This is a genomic window from Kocuria soli (assembly GCF_003797835.1).
In the GTDB taxonomy this organism is placed as follows: Bacteria; Actinomycetota; Actinomycetes; order Actinomycetales; family Micrococcaceae; genus Kocuria; species Kocuria soli.
In genome coordinates this window covers 69,697-88,098 of the sequence record NZ_RKMF01000007.1, presented here as the reverse complement: position 1 = coordinate 88,098, position 18,402 = coordinate 69,697, and the positions used below count along the sequence as shown (strand labels likewise).

Genomic DNA, 18,402 nt, shown 5'->3' with positions numbered 1-18,402 from the left:
AGAGGCTCGAATGGCTACCGACAGTCAGGGACGCACAATCCGCCGCTACTCCGGCGAGGGCCAGTTCTTCGCCAATTTCATCCTGTGGCTCCTGCCCGTTGCGGCCATGCTCGCCAGCTTCTGGTTGTTCACCATCCCGGAGAACTGGTGGTTCGGAGCGGGCATCCTGGCCTACGGCGCCGCCCTGCTGATCCCCACGTTGATCTTCCGCAGCAAGACCGCCGCACGCTCTGCGGGTGGTCGCAACCTGATGATCGACATTCCGGCCTCTACCGAGTCCGCACCGCAGCAAGAACTGCGCAACTGACCTGTTCTGTTCTGCAGACTCCCGCGCCCGCAGAACATGCGAAAGGCCCCGCACCGATCACGGTGCGGGGCCTTTGCATTGCCATCCTCAGCTCGGATGGTTGAAGACGATGACCGCGGGCTGAACTGCTCCCCCCTGGAGCGGCCCGCGGTCCGTGCGACCCGTCTGACTCCCGTGCACGCGATCACCGAAACCCCAAAACTCTTCGGTGACGTGGATCCGATTCCAGGAGGAGTGGTCGCCTTCTCCCTGTTCCGGGAACGAAGATAGTGGCAATACGATGAAAATGCACGTCCAGAAGGGTCACTTTGACGCGGTGTCCCCAAAAGTATCGCCAGTGTGGCCCACAAGACGTTGCAAATGCCTTGACAATTCCTCCGCGTCACGTGCCCTACTCCTGCGGGGAATCGGGTGCTGGGGTATCAGACGCGTGGAGTCAGGCCTGTGGGATCAGACCTGTGGCGCGGTCTTGACGTCGGTCTCCGAGGCCGGCTGCGGGGCAGCGATGACCGCGGTGATCACCTCGTCCGCCCAGGCCAGGATCGCCCCGTCCACCAGGTCCTTGCCACCCACGCGGGCGGTCTTGGGCTTGGGAACCAGCGCCATGTGCTGATCGGTGTTGGGGACAGTCACGTATTTGGAGCCGGGATACATCCGCTGGAGTCGCATCTGACGGGACTCGGGCAGGTCCACCGGCCCGAACCTGATGTTCGGGCCTTGAGCCGCGACGTCCACCAACCCCGCCGCGCGGGCCTTGATCCGCAACCTGGCCACGTCCAGCAGCAACTGCGCAGGCTCGGGCAGCGTGCCGTAGCGGTCCTGGAGTTCGTCGGCCACCTCTTGGACGCCCGTCTCGTCCGTGGCGTTGGCCAGCGTCCGGTAGGCGTCCAGGCGCAGACGCTCTCCCGGCACGTAGTCATGCGGCAGGTGGGCGTTGACGGGCAGTTCGATCTTCATCTCGGCGGGTGATTCGTCCGCGTCCCCGCGGAACTCGGCAACGGCCTCCCCGACCAGGCGCAGGTACATGTCGAAGCCGACTCCGGCGATGTGCCCGGACTGTTCCCCGCCCAGGAGGTTGCCGGCGCCGCGGATCTCCAGGTCCTTCTGCGCCAGTTGGAGACCGGCTCCGAGCTCGTTGTGGGCCGCCACTGCCTTGAGGCGTTCCAGGGCGGTCTCCGTGAGCGGCTTTTCGACGTCGTAGAGGAAGTACGCGTAGGCACGCTCCCGGCCGCGCCCCACGCGGCCGCGCAACTGGTGCAGCTGGGACAGCCCGTACTTGTCGGCACCGTCCACGATCAGCGTGTTCGCGTTGGCGATGTCCAGACCGGTCTCCACGATCGTGGTGGAGACCAGGACGTCGAAGCGCTTCTCGTAGAAGTCCACGATGATCTGTTCGAGTTCGTTCTCGCTCATCTGTCCGTGCGCCACGGCGATCCGCGCCTCGGGGACAAGTTCGCGCAGTTCGGCGGCCCGACGCTGAATGGAGGACACCCGGTTGTGGACGAAGAACACCTGGCCCTCGCGCATCAGCTCACGGCGCACGGCCGCCGTGACCTGCTTGTTCGTGTACGCGCCCACGTAGGTCAGCACGGGGTGGCGTTCCTCGGGCGGGGTGGCCAGCGTGGAGGTTTCGCGGATTCCCGTGAGGGACATCTCCAGGGTGCGCGGAATCGGGGTCGCGGACATGGCCAACACGTCCACGTTGGTGCGCATGGCCTTGAGCTTTTCCTTGTGTTCGACGCCGAAGCGCTGTTCCTCGTCGATGATCACCAGGCCGAGGTCCTTGAAGGCCACCTCGGAGCCGAGCAGTCGGTGGGTGCCGATGACGACGTCGACGGTGCCCTCCGCCAACCCCTTGAGGACTTCGCGGGACTCCTTGGGTGTCTGGAACCGGGACAGGGAGGCCACCCGCACCGGGAAGCCCGAATAGCGTTCGGCGAAGGTTTCCGTGTGCTGCTGACCCAACAGCGTGGTGGGGACCAGGACGGCCACCTGTTTGCCGTCCTGGACGGCCTTGAAGGCTGCCCGTACCGCCACTTCGGTCTTGCCGTAGCCGACGTCGCCGGAGATCAGGCGGTCCATGGGGACCTCCCGCTGCATGTCGGCCTTGACCTCGTCGATCGTGGTCAGCTGATCGGGGGTCTCGATGTACGGGAAGGCGTCCTCGAGTTCCCGCTGCCACGGGGTGTCCTGGCCGAAGGCGTGACCGCGGGTGGCCATGCGGGCCGAATAGAGCCGGATCAGCTCCCCCGCGATGTCCTTGACGGCCCGCTTGGCCGCCTTCTTCTTCTGGTTCCAGTCCGCGCCACCCATCTTGGACAGCGCCGGGGTCTCTCCGCCGACGTAGGCGGAGATCTGGTCCAGCTGGTCCGTGGGCACGAACAGGCGGTCCTTGGGTCCGTTGCGCTTGGAGGCCGCGTATTCGAGCACCAGGTATTCGCGCATGGGGCGCGGCTGCCCCGCCTTGGGCACGGCCCCGGCGATGGGTCGCGCGATGAGTTCCACGAACTGCCCGATGCCGTGCTGTTCGTGCACCACGTAGTCACCGGCTTTGAGCGCCAGGGGATCCACGGCATTGCGACGACGGCGCTGTGGGAGCTGTCGACTGTTCTTGGCGGCGTAGGCGGAGGACCGCCCCAGCAGGTCGGACTCGGTGAGGAAGGCGACCTTGAGCTCGTCCAGCACGAACCCCGTCCCTGCCGTCGCGCACGTGAGTTCCACGAGTCCCGCCTGGGGCTCCTTCGAAAGTGTGTCGTGCCTGGCCGCGGGCACGTCCGCGTCGTGCATCAGTTCGGCCAGCCGTTGCAACGGTCCGGGGCCCTCGGTCACGGCGACCACGCGCCAGCCGTCTCGAACGGATTCGGCCAGGTGCGCGAGCACCGCCTCCACGTCACCACCGAAACGCAGCGGTTCCCGCCCGGCAACCGTCAGGCTGTCGGCCTCGGAGTCCAACATGCGAATCACGGCGGCGCTGGTGTCCGCGTCGACCTCGGCGATGGTCGAGTCCACGGGCAACGCGGTGGTGGCCCACCAACCAAGACCCAGGTCCAGGGCCGTTTCCCGGGCCTGTTCGAGGGTCTGGAAGGACCCGCTGTCCAGGGTGCGCCCCTGCTCGCCGACGGTGTTCACGTCCAGGGGTGCGACGTCGGTGTCCGCGGCCGATTCCCAGGCGGCGGCCAAGAACTCCTCGTTGGTGGCGACCAGGTCGGCGGCGCGCGTCCGCACCTTCTCCGGCTCCATGACCACGACCAGCGAGCCCGCCGGCAGCAGGGAGAGCACGGGCACCATGCGTTCGGCAAGCAGCGGAGCCAGGGACTCCATGCCCTCCGTGTAGATCCCACCGGCGACCTTTTCGAGCAGTGCCTCGGCGCCGGGAAGCTGATCCTTGAGGTGCGCTGCACGCGACTGCACCGCGGGCGTGATGAGCAGTTCACGGCACGGGGGTGCCACGATGCGATCGGGGTGCTCGGTTCCTCGCAGGGTGCGCTGGTCGGCGACGGCGAACCAGCGCAGTTCATCGATCTCGTCCCCGAAGAACTCCACGCGCACCGGGTGGTCCGCCGTGGACGGGAAGACGTCCACGATGCCGCCGCGCACCGCGAACTCACCGCGCTTGGTCACCATGTCCACTCGCGCGTACGCCGCCGCGACCAGGGCTGCCACGACGTCGTCGAAGGACTGTTCGGCACCGCGCTCCAAGACCACGGGCTGAAGGTCCCCCAGGCCTTCGACCACGGGCTGCAGCAGCGAACGGACCGGCGCCACCACGACGTCCAGGCGGTCCCCGTCCGGTCGGCGCAGACGCCGCATGACCTCCAGGCGGCGACCCACGGTGTCCGAGCGCGGGGACAGACGTTCGTGCGGGAGCGTCTCCCAGGACGGGAAGTCCGCGATCCTGGCCCCGGGGGCCCATGCCGGAAGCTGGGCGACCACGTCCTCGGTCTCCCGACCCGTGGCCGTGACGACCAGCAGGACGGGGGCGGGTTGCCCGGCGTCGTCGCCGGAGCCGCTCATCGCACGACCACCGGTCGCGGAGCGCATCCCGTCCAGCACCTGGGCCAGCAGGGCGGGACGCAACCCGTCGGTCACGCTGATGACCGTCTCGGCGGAGCGCTCGGACGGCTTCAACGCCGCCTGGTTCCGAACGTTGGCGATCGAGCGTTCGGTGGTCAGCACTGATGCCAGGCCGGTCAAGGACATGGTGAAAGGACTCCTGGGCGCAGAGGTGTTGGATCAGAAGACGCGAAAGCGCCCGTTCAGGTTACTCGGTGGAGCAGACAAGGATCAGCGGACTGCAGAGACTGCCCCTGGCACTGCGTCACACCATGGCAATCAATGGCTCTGTCCTCTTTTGTGCGGTTCACTCGCGGCCCAGATGTATGCGCCTCCGTACCACTCGCCGGACGATTGCCTGAATCTGGCCGGTTGCATGGACGCCGACCACGATCGACGAACTCATCTCCGCCCACGGCTCAATGCATCTGCATGTAGATTTACTCCGCGGACCTCCTCCGTGAGGTCCAGGCCACACGTGTCCGGATAAGGTTGTGTCCTACGCGATGACCAGAGATGTGGGGACATCACCGGAAAGTCGCGGCGGCCACGGTTGATGCAGCGTTCAGTCATCGCATCAGGGGGACTCAAGAGCCAAAAGGGGGAACTGATTCATGCGAAGGCGTTTGGCCTCATTCACGGGAAATGGGTACGACAAAGGACGAAGCCTACCCATCCAGGCACTCTGGGTGGCGGTAGGCAGCCCCGCGACTCGCTCAATTCTGTGTCCGCCCAAAATTCGCGTGAAAGTCCTCAGGGCTTTTGGCGCCAACATCGGTGAAAATGTTCTGATCCGCCACCGGGTACACATCCAGTGGCCTTGGAAATTGACTGTGGGCTCGAATTCATGGATTGGCGTCGAATCACAACTCATCAACCTCGAGGACATCATCATCGGCGAGGACGTCTGCCTGTCCCAGCAGTCCATGCTGTGCACAGGTAGCCACCGCGCCGATGTGGAGTCCTTCGACTTCGACAACGCACCCGTCACCATCCGCGACGGTGCCTGGATTGCAACGCGGGCCACTGTCCTACGCGGGGTCACCGTGGGAGAGAATGCCGTGATCGGCGCGACTGCACTCGTCACGCAGGATGTAGTACCCGACTCGCGAGTCCTCGCGCCCCGGGCCGAAGTGGCAGCCCCGTCCTCCACCCGTGGAGTTCGGCCGTGAGGATTGTCCACGTGGCCACGCTGATTTCCCCGCACGGTGAGTACGGCGGCCCGGTTCGCGTGGCCTGCCGACAGGTCGAAGAACTCCGACACCGGGGACATCAAGCAATACTCACCGGCTCGCACAAGGGATTTCAGGCTGCCACCGGGCCACAGGAGTTCGACGGGGCACCGGTTCGATTGTTCCGAGCATATAATCCGTTACCGACCCTCGGTTTCGCCACCACCATTGCCCCCGGGCTCTTCGCATGGTTTCTGCGAAATCGAAAGAATTTCGACGTCGTTCACATCCACTTGGCCCGCGATCTGGTCACGCTACCCATCGCATGGTTGTGCGCGATGTTTCGTATTCCTTACGTCCTACAGACCCACGGCATGATCGTCCCGTCACCTCGGCTCCTGGCCAGAATTCTTGACGCAATTGCAGTCAAACGTGTGCTGCATTCGGCGAAGGCAATTCTGCACTTGCGTCCGGTGGAAGCCGACGAGATCGAAGCCGTTGCGGGGCGCAGCCTGCCAACAGTTCAGGTGCCCAACGGACTCCCGACCCCTCCGTCCGTGCCGGCGCCCCAACCCGAGCACCCGGCCGTGCTGTTTCTGGCCCGCCTTCACCCGCGCAAGCAGCCCATGGCGTTCGTCGAAGCTGCAAGACAACTCCATGCGCATCACCCCGAGGTCGATTTCACGCTCCTGGGGCCTGATGAAGGCGAAGGAGACCGCGTGACCCAGGCAATCGCCACAACTCCTCTGTCCGGAAGGCTGCAATGGAACGGTCCGGTCGAGCCCACAGCCGTCACAGAGGCCATCAGCAAGTGTTCCGTGTTCGTCCTGCCTTCCCGCAATGAACCGTTTCCGATGTCCGTCCTGGAGGCCATGGCCTGCGGACGGCCCGTTGTGATCAACCACGACTGCGGGCTGGCTCCACTGGTTCAGGAATACGGTGCCGGCATCGTCTGTGATCGTTCCGGGCCCGAACTGGCAGAAGCGGTCGACCAGCTGCTCAAGGACGCGGACAGAAGAGACCGGATGGGCAGAGCAGGTCAACGACTGATCCGTGAAGAGCTCTCCATCCGACGCGTCGGGGATGTGCTGGACCAGATCTATTCGAAGGGCGTTGGTGATTCCACGCCCCGGGGTACAGCCAGCGACAAGGGGAAGCCACCAGCATGCGAATCCTGATCATCGGCCTCAACTACGCTCCGGAACCCACCGGGAACGCCCCGTACACCACGGCACTGGCAAGGGGGCTCGTGGAGCGCGGCCACACCGTGACTGTGCTCACCGGATACCCCCACTACCCGGAGTGGAGAATCGCGGAGGGTTACACCGGTAGGCGTCAAACAGAGCTCATCGACGGCGTACGAGTTCACCGGTTTCGACACATGGTGCCCAGCCAAGGGGGCACCGGAGCAGCCCGGCTCCTGATGGAGCTGCACTTCGGTCTGCGCGCAGCTTTCAGCCGGTGGCCTCACAGCGACGTGGTCCTGACTGTGTCACCCGCACTGTTCTCCTCCGGCATCGCGTTGGTCCGAGCCCGTCTCACCGGCCGTTCAGGCAGGGCCATCTGGGTCCAGGACCTGTACAGCAAGGGTGCCGAGGAATTGAACGGTTCCGTGCGGCGCTCCCGTCGGCTCCTCAAGTGGCTGGAAGGGAAGGTGCTCGGACAGGCCCAGTCCGTGGCCGTGATCCATCCGCGCTTTGCGGCGCATGTCATCGAGTCCCTCGGTTTTCCGTCCCAAGGTGTTGTCGTACACCGCAATTGGTCACACCTCCGGACCGTGAGTTCCCCGGTCGACCGCGCAGCCGTCAGAGCCAAGCACGGGTGGGGCGATGGTGACCGCATCATCCTGCACGCAGGGAACATGGGCGCCAAGCAGGACCTGGAGAATGTGGTGGAGGCCGCTCGACGCGCGCAGGTTCAAGGGTCATCCGTGCACTTCGTGCTCCTGGGCTCGGGTTCCCGACGCGCAGCCCTGGAAGAACTCGGTCAGGGAGTGGAGAACCTTCACTTCCTGCCTCCCCAGGACGATCGACGATTCCAGGAAATCCTGCACAGTGCCGACGCTCTCCTGGTGAATGAACAGCCCGGACTGCGGGAAATGGCGGTGCCCAGCAAGCTCACGTCCTATTTCAGAACCGGTCTCCCCGTTCTGGCGGCGGTTGAACCGGACGGAACCACCGCGCAGGAGGTCCTCGAGGCGCGGGCGGGAGTGGTCGTTCCACCGGGTGATCCGTCCCTGCTCCTCCAGGCCGCCCAGGACCTGACTGCGGATGCCGTCAGGTGTCAAGCACTGGGTGCCAACGGCTTGCGCCACGCAGAGGAGAACCTGACCCAGAGTTCAGCCCTGGCCCGCAACGAGGCGTGGTTGAGGCAACTGGCCGTCCGCCCCTCGTCGAGGGCCGAGCGAAGCCGGTCATTCGGAACGAACATGCCACGTACCTCCAAGCAGCAACGAACAGAACCAGAGGCAGCACGAGCAACGAAAGCGGGAGAGATACTGCAATGACAAGTGAACGTCGTAAGGCATTCATCACGGGCATCACGGGCCAAGACGGCTCGTATCTGGCTGAATTGTTGTTGAGCAAGAACTACGAGGTGCATGGTCTGATCCGGCGCTCTTCGAGTTTCAATACGGAACGGATTGATCACCTGTACCAGGATCCGCACGATCCGGATGTCAGGTTGCAACTGCACTACGGTGATCTTTCCGACGGTGTTCGCCTCACCACACTGTTGCGTGACATCGAGCCGGACGAGATCTACAACTTGGGCGCGCAGTCCCACGTGCGGGTGTCCTTCGACGAGCCGGTACACACAGCAGAAACGACTGGCGCCTCCACCATCCGCCTGCTCGAGGCCGTCCGGCAGTCCGGCGTGGGCTGTAAGTTCTATCAGGCCTCGACTTCTGAGCTGTTCGGCGCCACACCGCCGCCCCAGAACGAATCGACCCCCTTCTACCCGAGGTCCCCGTACGGAGTTGCGAAACTCTATTCGTACTGGATCACAAAGAATTATCGCGAAGCCTACGGACTTTTTGCCGTCAACGGCATCCTTTTCAATCACGAATCACCGCGACGCGGAGAGACGTTCGTGACTCGCAAGATCACCAGGGCGGCTGCAGCCATCAAGGCAGGCGTCCAGGACCATCTCTACATGGGAAATCTGGATGCCGTCCGGGACTGGGGCTATGCCCCCGAGTACGTCGAGGGCATGTGGCGGATGCTCCAAGCCGACGAGCCGGAAGACTTTGTCCTTGCCACGGGGCAGGAGAGCACCGTACGGGACTTCCTGATCGTTGCTTTCGAGCACGCGGGTCTGGACTGGGAGAAGCACGTCCGGTTCGACCCCCGCTACCTTCGTCCCACGGAGGTGGACGCACTGATCGGGGACCCGTCCAAAGCCGCCGAGAAACTCGGCTGGCGGACCTCCGTCAACAGCGCCGAGTTGGCGAGGATCATGGTTGATGCTGACATCGAACGGCTGGAATGCCAAGGGCGCCCCTACATCGACACGCCCCGTCCGAGCACCGCGTGACGTCGACCCCCGCCTGATTGAACTGACTCTTTAAGGAATCTGTCATGTCTGTTGAAACCACTTCCCGAACCGTCCAACCGATACCACGCGACGCCCTGGTCTACGTGGCGGGGCACCGTGGACTGGTTGGTTCCGCCATCTGGCGCCGATTGCAAGCCGCCGGATTCACCAACCTCCTTGGAGTGACCTCGGCGGAGCTTGATCTGCGAGAGCGCGACAGCGTGTCGGACTTCTTCCAACAACACAAACCTCAGGCGGTCGTGCTCGCGGCCGCCAAGGTCGGCGGAATCCTGGCCAACGACACCTACCCCGTGGACTTCCTGAGCGACAACCTCAGGATCCAACTCAACGTGATGGATGCGGCCCGTTCCGTCGGGGTGCAACGGTTGCTGTTCTTGGGTTCCTCGTGCATCTACCCCAAGTTCGCGGAGCAACCCATTGTGGAAGATGCCCTCCTCACAGGGCACCTGGAACCGACCAACGACGCCTACGCCATCGCCAAGATCGCGGGAATCCAGCAGGTCCAGGCGGTGCGGAAGCAAGACGGCCTGCCATGGATCTCGGCCATGCCCACCAACCTCTACGGCCCGGGAGACAATTTCTCGCCGCAGGGGTCACACGTGCTGCCGGCCCTGATCCGACGCTTCGAACAGGCCAGAATCGACGGAACTCCCTCAGTGACGAACTGGGGCACCGGAACCCCTCGCAGAGAGTTCCTGCACGTGGACGACATGGCCGATGCCTGCCTCCACCTTCTGGACCACTACGACGGCGGCCAACAGGTCAATGTGGGTACGGGCAAAGACATCACGATCGCGGAACTGTCCGACCTGATTGCCGCGGCTGTGGGCTACACCGGCGAGGTCCAGTGGGACACCACCAAGCCGGACGGCACGCCCCAGAAACTCCTGGACGTCTCGAAGCTCAACGCCGCGGGTTGGCAGCACGCCATCACCTTGGAGGAGGGACTGCGTTCAACCGTCACCTGGTACCGAGAGCACCGAGACGACCTCCGTGCCTGACCAGCGTCAGGAACCACCCAGGTACCGGGTACTCAGCGGGTTCCTGTGGGTCACCGGTGGCAGGTTGGCCGCTGCCCTCCTGCAGTCTCTGGCCCTGATCCTGGTCGCGCGTGGCACCGACCCCGAGAAGTTCGGGGTGTTCTCCGCTTTCCTGGGTCTGGTGGTGGTGCTCCAGACTTCGGTTGACCTGGGTGTGTCGACCTATGCGCTGCGCGTCCGCGCCGCTGATCCGTTCGATCCAGACATTCGACGGTGCCTGAACGTTTACCGGTGGCTCGGGGCGGTCTTGCTGTCCGTGCTCCTAGTTGCGGGCATGCTCCTCGCAACATTCGGTGAAATCCCGTGGTGGTGGCTGATTCCGCTGGCCGTGGGACTGACCGTGGAGCGACAAGCGGACATGCGGTTGAACATGGCCATCGCCGACGGGGACACGTGGAAGAACTCAAGCGTGCTGGTGGCACGCCGAATGGTTGCGCTGGGCATTGTCGTGGTTGCCGCAGAGGCGTTGGGCCCCATTACGGCATACGGGCTCGGAAGTCTTCTGGCAGCGCTGCTGAGTTGGCTGCTGGGTACTCAACTCGTCAGCGTCACCACGCCCAGCAGCGAGCGTCCCCCGAATGACACGCGCTACATCCTGCGACGCAGCCGACCCTTCTGGGCGAACTCGTTCATGGCCCAAGTTCGAAACCTGGACACACTCGTGGTGGGTTTTGTTGCCAGCTCGGTCCAGACCGGTTACTACGGTGCGATCTCCCGCTCCGTCTCCCCGTTGCGCATGATCGGGACGTCCCTGGCGGGCGTCATGATGCCGGCTGCGGTGAAGAGCGGCCGCGGCGACAAGCGCGGCAAGCGCCGCGTGCTCATGGTCCTCCTCCTGGGCCTGGGCCTGGCCTACACCGCCCTGGGTGTCACTGCACACAGCTGGGTGGTTTGGCTCCTGGGCAGCGACTACCAGGGCGCCGTCGCCGGATTCCGGTTTCTCCTGGTGGCACTTGCCCTGGACGGGGTCTCCTCCGTGATCACGGCAGTCATGCAGGGCTCCGGCCTGGAGAGGGTGGTGGCATGGTCGGCCACTGCGTCCTCCCTCCTCGGGCTGGGCGCCGTGGCACTGGGAGGTTGGCTCGAGGGCGCCACGGGCGCCGCAGCCGGTCTGGCGCTGTCCTACGTCGTGCAGTTCGTCATCATGCTCGTCGGAGGGGGACATCTGTTCTTCGGTCCGCAACGCGGTCGCCACCTCTGACCAGACACCGCACTCCGGTCACGCCAATCACGACATCACGTGACGCCCACCCTTCGAGTTCCACGCCGCCGGGATCGAGAGTGCCTGAACTCTGCTGCGCAATACCCAGAACGGCACCAGGGCAAAGCCCACGGCGTACATGGCCCACCATGTGGCATGGACGGTGTTGGTCCGTGCTGCCACCAGGGCGAAGGCCGACAGAACCACCACGACGACGACCGTCGAATCGCTGAGTTCGTCGGCTCGGCTCCACAGATTGGAAAGCAACCGCAGTACGGCGCCGAAGAGGAAGCAGCCGATTGCGACGCCCAGGAACCCTCCGTCGAAGTACGAGACCCCGGCCACCGAACTCACGGGGCAGACAGCCTCCGCGCACCCGCCGCCCCAGACCCCACTGAGGACTTCATCCGAGAACACCTGAGTTGTGGTGGAACCGTCCAATCCACCCGAGGGCAACGGGTGTTCCAGGAATTCCAGCAGCGTCCCTCTTCCCCACCCCCAGGGTTGGTCTCCTCCCAAGCGGGGGGCAATCACCGCAATGTAGTCGATCATCTCGGTGTCGTAGGAGGTGAACACCGGCAACACACTTGCCAATGGACCCTCTTCGGTGATGTAGCGCCAGCTCGCGGAGAACAGATTCTCTCCGGGCAACCGGGCCCCAGCCGATCGAACCATCGGAACCACCGCCAAGAAGACGGCACCGATTCCGGCAGCAACCACCCACGGAAGCGTGACTCTCTGCGGTTTCCTGACCAGAAACGCAATGATGGGAATCAAGAGCGCCGGAATCAGGAATCGGCGGTTACCCCCCAAGGAGACCTGGAACACGGAAAGTGCCACAGAAAATACCACCGCTGCCCACTGCGCGGGCAGCAAGGCAGTGTGCCGCTTGCTGATCAGCAACACGGCTGCCGCCAGAGAACCGGACATGCCCGCAATGACGACGGCTTCCGGCAACCCAGGCACAGTGCTTTCGGCTGAGCGCCCCCCGAACATGGTCAGAACGGTCTGCGGCCCAGCAATCGCGGCAATTGCACCGAAGTTGATCACGGTTCCGCCAACAGCCGTCACAAGGCAGGCAGTTGCACCGAAGCTCCATGTGTCCACGCGTTCTTGGGCACTCCAGGGCGCGGTGTCCCGGGCCAGCGGCCGCCCGGGCCGCCTGGCAAAACTGAGGACCACCACACCCAGCGTGAACGTCACCAGTGCACAGATTCCGACCCACAGGGCTATGTCCCAGCCGAGCGGCGTGATGGGCTGCTCGTAGAGATACCAAGGGTCCCTACCCGAAGCCTCGATGGCGTCCGGCATCGTGGCTTTGAACACCGGCCTGGCACCGAAGATGAAGGACAGAACCAGAACAGCCAAGGTTTCAGGAGCCAAGAAGCGTCCGACTCCCTGCACCGGGCAGGTTGCGATCACAGCCGTGACGCACAGGACGGCGACGATCAGCGCGAGCCACTCCACTGTCGGTCACCACCCCGAGCGTCCGAGCAGTACCCGTGGAGCCTCAGGGACAGGCTGTCCATGTCAGGAGGCCCTGGTCACGTGCCGTCGCTGAGCAAACGCATACTGCGCCACAGCGATCACCAGTCCCAGCAAGAAACCGAGAGCGGCCCCCGCCAGTGCCGCCGTGGTCAGGGAAACTGACTGGTCCTGGGTGGGCACCGGTGCCTGCGTCACAGTTTCCATGCTGGTCACAGGGCCCTCTTCGGCCACGGTCGGTGCGACCTCATCGACCGTCTCGGACAGCTGCTGAGCAATGGCGTTCGACGTTTCCGCGGCCTCGTCAGGGTCCGCGCCAGTGGTCGTGATTTCCACCATCATGGTGTCGGGAGGAGTGGAGACGCTCACCCGGGTGGCGAGTTCCTGGGGCGTCGTGTCCATTCCGAGGTCGTCGATGACGGGCTGCAGGACCGTCTCCGTAGTGGCCAAGGTCGACAACGTCGCGATTTGTTGGGACATGTACGTTCCGATCTGAGGCAGTTCGGCAGCCTCAGTTGCCTCTGTGGCCGTCAACAACGTTGTGGCCGTGGCCAAATACCTGGGTGGTGTCATCAAAGCGACAGCACCTCCGATGAGCGCACCGATGATCGTACTGATCAGCACCCAAACCACGCTGCGCCGAAACGCCATCACATAATCGACAAAATCCATCTCTCCCCCTTGTTCTGCGATTTGTCTACGCTTGCTGACTTCCACGGGGCATTTCTTACGGTGCCCCGGCCCCATGTCCAAGCGTGCACGGTTGTGCACCCCTGACTCACATCGCCGACTCACAGGCGTCGACGAAGGTGGCAACCATGTGGTCCATGCTCGGCGTCCCCGCGCGCTCCCTCGCCGCCGAGCGAAGACGGTCAATTGCCCCCGGCTGTTCGTACACGTCCAGGATCTCATCGGCCCACTGCGTCGGCTCATCCGTGAGAACCAATGAGTCCGTTCCGGGAACCAAATAGTCGAACTCCGGAGCGTGGTAGGGGTGCGGTGTGGTCACCACCGGCAGTGCGAGGACGAAACTCTCAACCGCGACAAGGCCGACCCGCCCCGGCATGAGCATGAACTGGGCAACCCGAGACATGAGGGCTTTTTCTCGATCTCCCACGCGTCCCAGGCGGAGAACCTGTCCACGCTGGACCGCCAGGTCCAGGAGGTGGGCGTCCGCACCAGCCCCGCCCACCAACACGCGCAATTGCGGATCGGCCTGCCACCACCGCTCCAATGCCTCCGCCAGGAAATCAACTCGTTTGGAACGATCGAGGCCACCGACGTATGCGACGCACCGCACCGGAACGGTCTCCTGCTCCGCACCGCTGGTGAGCTCCGACCATGCCTGGGAGGGGGACAGGACAGACACTTCGTCGACTGCCGCTTGAAGCGCTTCGAGATCCACGGTGTTGTCCAGGGACCGCACCCTGTTCTGGGGCACGCCGCGGTCACGGGCGTCCAGAACCCCCTTGGGTGTGTAGGCGAGAACCTGGTCCGAGGCCCTCATCATGATGGTTTCCACCGCATTCAAGAAGGTCCCGTGCGTTCGTGTGTATGCCCCGACGTGGCCCCACGTGATGACCCGCGGGGAGCGGATGCCCGGCAACCACCGGGTCAGAGCGCGCCGCAACAGTGCCACATGTGTGTCAATGCAACCCGTGGCCAGTTCACAGACCACGACGTCGGCCGTTCGCTGGAATCCGACGGAACCGTGGTATCGCACATACATGGGGCCGAAGAATCGGCCCCACCCCCGACCGCTGCGCTGCCACGGCAGGCTGTCGTTCGCGACGTCCCCCCGCTTGGCGTGCTCCCCGGAGGAAACTCCCGTGGCCACGATGACCTGGTTCCCGGAGCTCTGAATACGGTCAACCACCCGCCGAAAGAACTCCGACCGGTAGCCGGGAATCATGGGTTGCACGATCAAGACTCGAGACACTTGACCTCCAATTTCGGTCGACTCATGGGATTGCTGACCCCGTGGTGCGCGTCGTCCCACCAAGACTCAGCGTCTCACGAGTCTCCGCGGCACAATGCCATTCATTGTGGGGTTTTTCGGGGACGAACACAGCTCCATGAAGCGAACTCGCTGTCTCACGAATCAACATGCTTGAATCCAACGACGAAACGTGGTGACCAAGAAAGACATCCGCCTTCTCACGCGCGAATCTCCCTGAGCAGCATTTGCTCCACCGAAGATCTTCCGGCAAACGAAAGAAGTGCATGATCCACGTCCCCCAGAGGGGATACCTGAATTTTGTGGCCGGCCTTCCGGAGTCGCTGCACCTCTTGCACACCTCCTGATCGCTTGAATTCGATCAGGTCCTCAGAGCCCATGGCCAGGAGTACTTCCGGTGTGCCTTTCTCGAACAGCTGACTCACGGTCTGCATGACCCCGTAACGCGACAGTTGGCGACGAGCCGCGTGGGGCATTCGCATTTGTGCCTCATTTCGTGCCGCCTTGAGGAAAAGTTTGAGTCGTAATTTCCAGCTGGTTGGAGCTTTGGTGAACGGGGCAACGGGTTCCGACGTTGCATCAGCACCCAATAGGGCCTTGAGTCGGCCTGTTTTGTAATACCGATCGTAGTAATCGGGTCGAGGAGACCACGCCACGTTGTTTATGGCAATCACTTTCTTCAGGGGCAGCCTGGCAGCATCCCGCAGCAACAGCCACGCACCGGAACACAACCCCACTCCGGTCACCTCCATGCCGGTCCGCGCTCGTTGATCGCACACTGCGGCAGCCACGTCCTGGAGGATTTCCTCGCGGTACGGGATGGGTTGCTCCGCCCGTCCCATCTGGGTGGCCTCGCCCATGTCACGACGGTCCACTCTGAGCACGCTGGCACCTCGGCTGGCCAACCGGCGCGCGGTACGAGCCCACAGGCCGGTCGGCCCGTCCCTCGGCTCCGCATCAGCCGGTACCAGGACCATCGCGTTATTGATCTGCGTCTTCTCCGCCGGCTCCGTCAGCACGGCAGGCAGGTGTTCGGGCCCCACTCTGACGAAATGTTCGCGAACGCGTGAACCATCGACGACGTGCATCCACTCTTCCGGCAGATCGACCGAAACACTCTCGCCCGCTCCCGGCGCCGTCGCGCACGTTGCAACCGCAAGCTCGACGACACGGTTGATTGCTTGGTACTCGACGAGCGCATCACGGGAGGGGACGGCGTACAGGCGCTCGGCAGATTCCCGGTTCTCGCCCCTCATTTCGACCCACCCGGGCGTTGGTGATTTCGGCAACCTGAGATTGGACAATGAGTTCGCGCCGGCCTGGGAGAACAAAGCACCCCCGACCTCAACGCCCGTCGAATCGGGAGCTTGTGACACCCAAAGCTTGCGCAGTGCCACGTGTTCACGAAGCCAACGGCGGCCCGCGACCGGCTCCCACCCGATGGTGAGGTCACCATCGTCCAGAACGGTTCGGCAACTGAATGCGATGGCCGCCCCGAGTCGCAGACCCACAACAGTCACTGGACGACCAGGCGCCGTCTGCCGAGCATGCTGTATCACTGCTGTCAGGTCACGAGACCATGCCGCCGCCACGTCGTCGGGCAGCTCGCCACCGCTGTCCCCCGTGCCTCGCCAGGCGAATCGATAGACCAGCAGACCAGCCGCAACGGCGGTCAACGCCAGGACACGCAAGGAACGGTAGGCCACGACACCTTCCCGTCCAACAGACGTGGCGATGACCATGATCCCGCGTGGCTGCCCGTCCGGAATGTGTGTCACAACGGCCAAGGCGTCGTCATCGACCTGCAACCACCCTGCGATCCCGTCCACTTCCCGTGACCGCGTGTCGTCCTCTCGTGGCGCCTCCGCACCACCAGACAAGTTGAACCCGTTTCCCCGATTCACAGCACATTCCTCCCCCGAATCGCTGTATACAAGGCCCCAGGATTCCGATGTGACCAATCTGGAACGGAGCGCGCAGCTTCACTGCTGCCCGTCGTCCACGCAATCACCCGGGCCGAAGAAAAATGCGGTACCCACCCGCGACGGCCGTCTGAATCCATGAGGTGTACTCATGAGTAGCGTACGTGGGGACATCCACCGAAGTGAAGATCATTAAGTTGTGGGGTCCGGTGCGTTCTCAGCGCCCCAGGCTGGGGTCGTAGTCCACGAATCCGTCGATCTTGGCCTGGCGCTTCTGCAGCCACTTCATGCCGCCGGGCACCTTGGAGATCTTGTGTTTGACCGCCACGCGCTTCTGGGCGGGCATGACCTCCGCCGCGGCGTCCAGCTGGCGCTTGGCCTCGTCCAGGTGCCCACTGCGGAGGTTGGCGGCCATCTGCTTCAACAGGCCCTGGGGCGAACCCACCTCCAGGCGCCGTTCGACGAACGCGATCTCCGCCGGGGTCATCTCGTCCCGGAAGCGTTCCAGGTTACGGCGCAGCGCCTCGTCCTCACCGGCGTCCATGGCCTCCCGGTTGGACATCATGGAACCTGCCGTCCACCAGACCATGCACAGCACCTCCTGCGTCCGGTGGAAACGCCAGCCGGAGTAGACGGCGCGGATCCAGAACTCCCAGTCCTCCACGTAGGCCATGGTCTCGTCGAAGACCCCGACCTCCTCGAAGAACCTACGGGGGAACAATGCGGTGAACGCGCCGAAGTTGTACTGCAGGATCACGTTGCGCTGATCGTGGGGAGCCGGCATGGGCTCGCGGTACATCGGGCGGGTGGTGTCCAGCCCTCCGCCGGTGACCTCGACCGACTGCGGGACCACCAGCCAGTTGCCCTCACCGAGCTTCTCCCGCTCGGCCATCAGGTGGGTGATGGCACCGGGGAGGTAGGCGTCGTCGGAGTCCAGGAACACGACCCAGTCACCGGTGTAGAGCCGCAGGCCGTGGTTGCGCGCCGAGGCTACGCCACCATTGGGCTGGGAGACGACGACGAACTTCCGGCCGGGGATGTCCATCTCCGCGTACACGCGCACCAGGTCCAGGCTGTTGTCCGGGGAGCCGTCGTCCACCACGATGATTTCCAGGTTGGGCCAGGTCTGGCGCAACAAGGACGAGATCGTCTCTCCCACGCTGGCCCGTGCGTTGTAGACCGGGACCACCACGGAGACCAGCGGGAACTCCGACGCGCTCCCGCCCTGCCCTGCCTTGCCGACCTGCGCGGATGCGGCGTCGCCGCGCTGCTCAGCACGCTTGGTGTCAGTACTAGTGGCTACGGCTTCCGATGACGACTCTTGGGTCATGGTCTCGATCCCCCCGCGACTCTTCTCGTGAGTCCCCCTCACGACCTGGACGGCGATCGCACGGGCGCGAGGCAACATGGCACGCGGCAAGCCAGCCACAGGGACCGACGCCCCGGCGATCACCGCGAGTCTAGCGACGGGCCGCCGCACCACCGTCGGCTCCTGTCCCCCAAACGGAGCGTGTACTGGGTCTCATCCGGCCCAGGCACCGTCTTTCTGGACGATTTCCGATGTATTCTCGCCAAGCGCAGCGTCGGTCACCGCGCCGGTCTCCCAGGAGCCCGTCCGAGTCGATCGCAGTGCCCGCGAGGTCAGGGGAGGCCCCGGGCGACGCACGCTGTCCTGCCGGGGTCCGTGACGACGCCCGGCTCCTGAAAACC

General features: G+C 64.2%; 13 protein-coding genes. 7 read left to right on the top strand and 6 right to left on the bottom strand.

Annotated features, from left to right (window positions below; translation table 11 throughout):
- Positions 1-10 precede the first annotated feature (10 nt).
- Positions 11-307: a hypothetical protein gene (locus EDL96_RS07020; protein ID WP_123825083.1), complete on the top strand. Its 297-nt coding sequence runs from the start codon at positions 11-13 to the stop codon at positions 305-307.
- Positions 308-757: 450 nt separating this feature from the next.
- Here the strand turns inward: EDL96_RS07020 and mfd are convergent, their stop codons facing one another.
- Positions 758-4,507, bottom strand: coding sequence for a transcription-repair coupling factor (gene mfd / locus EDL96_RS07015; RefSeq protein ID WP_123825082.1), 3,750 nt, complete (start codon positions 4,505-4,507; stop codon positions 758-760).
- Positions 4,508-5,193: 686 nt separating this feature from the next.
- Here mfd and EDL96_RS13725 point away from each other — a divergent pair.
- The 6 genes from EDL96_RS13725 to EDL96_RS06985 are packed head-to-tail and all read left to right on the top strand — an operon-like array spanning position 5,194 to position 11,328.
- Positions 5,194-5,532: an LbetaH domain-containing protein gene (locus EDL96_RS13725; protein WP_233568742.1), complete on the top strand. Its 339-nt coding sequence runs from the start codon at positions 5,194-5,196 to the stop codon at positions 5,530-5,532.
- Between the two features lie 11 nt (positions 5,533-5,543).
- Positions 5,544-6,710, top strand: a complete 1,167-nt coding sequence (locus EDL96_RS07005) for a glycosyltransferase (protein ID WP_158609539.1) — start codon at positions 5,544-5,546, stop codon at positions 6,708-6,710.
- Complete coding sequence (locus EDL96_RS07000) at positions 6,698-8,038, top strand: glycosyltransferase (protein WP_123825079.1); 1,341 nt, start codon at positions 6,698-6,700, stop codon at positions 8,036-8,038. Before EDL96_RS07005 ends, EDL96_RS07000 begins: the two co-directional genes overlap by 13 nt.
- Entirely contained in the window at positions 8,035-9,066 is a 1,032-nt protein-coding gene (gmd, locus tag EDL96_RS06995; RefSeq protein WP_123825078.1) for a GDP-mannose 4,6-dehydratase, read from the top strand. Before EDL96_RS07000 ends, gmd begins: the two co-directional genes overlap by 4 nt.
- A 44-nt stretch (positions 9,067-9,110) precedes the next feature.
- Entirely contained in the window at positions 9,111-10,088 is a 978-nt protein-coding gene (locus tag EDL96_RS06990) for a GDP-L-fucose synthase family protein (RefSeq protein ID WP_123825077.1), read from the top strand.
- The gene (locus EDL96_RS06985) at positions 10,081-11,328 is read left to right on the top strand and encodes a lipopolysaccharide biosynthesis protein (protein WP_123825076.1); all 1,248 of its coding nucleotides are present in this window, start codon (positions 10,081-10,083) and stop codon (positions 11,326-11,328) included. Before EDL96_RS06990 ends, EDL96_RS06985 begins: the two co-directional genes overlap by 8 nt.
- Before the next feature lie 27 nt (positions 11,329-11,355).
- Here the strand turns inward: EDL96_RS06985 and EDL96_RS06980 are convergent, their stop codons facing one another.
- The 5 genes from EDL96_RS06980 to EDL96_RS06960 all read right to left on the bottom strand — a co-directional run bounded on the left by EDL96_RS06980 (position 11,356) and on the right by EDL96_RS06960 (position 18,022).
- Positions 11,356-12,795 carry an O-antigen polymerase gene (locus EDL96_RS06980; protein WP_123825075.1) on the bottom strand — a complete coding sequence of 480 codons (1,440 nt, stop codon included), beginning with the start codon at positions 12,793-12,795 and terminating at the stop codon, positions 11,356-11,358.
- A gap of 63 nt (positions 12,796-12,858) precedes the next feature.
- Positions 12,859-13,485 carry a YveK family protein gene (locus EDL96_RS06975; protein ID WP_267900146.1) on the bottom strand — a complete coding sequence of 209 codons (627 nt, stop codon included), beginning with the start codon at positions 13,483-13,485 and terminating at the stop codon, positions 12,859-12,861.
- 106 nt (positions 13,486-13,591) lie between these two features.
- Positions 13,592-14,725 carry a glycosyltransferase gene (locus EDL96_RS06970; RefSeq protein ID WP_233568754.1) on the bottom strand — a complete coding sequence of 378 codons (1,134 nt, stop codon included), beginning with the start codon at positions 14,723-14,725 and terminating at the stop codon, positions 13,592-13,594.
- 245 nt (positions 14,726-14,970) lie between these two features.
- Positions 14,971-16,599, bottom strand: a complete 1,629-nt coding sequence (locus tag EDL96_RS06965) for an alpha/beta hydrolase family protein (RefSeq protein WP_123825072.1) — start codon at positions 16,597-16,599, stop codon at positions 14,971-14,973.
- A gap of 310 nt (positions 16,600-16,909) precedes the next feature.
- The gene (locus EDL96_RS06960) at positions 16,910-18,022 is read right to left on the bottom strand and encodes a glycosyltransferase family 2 protein (protein ID WP_158609535.1); all 1,113 of its coding nucleotides are present in this window, start codon (positions 18,020-18,022) and stop codon (positions 16,910-16,912) included.
- Positions 18,023-18,402 lie beyond the last annotated feature (380 nt).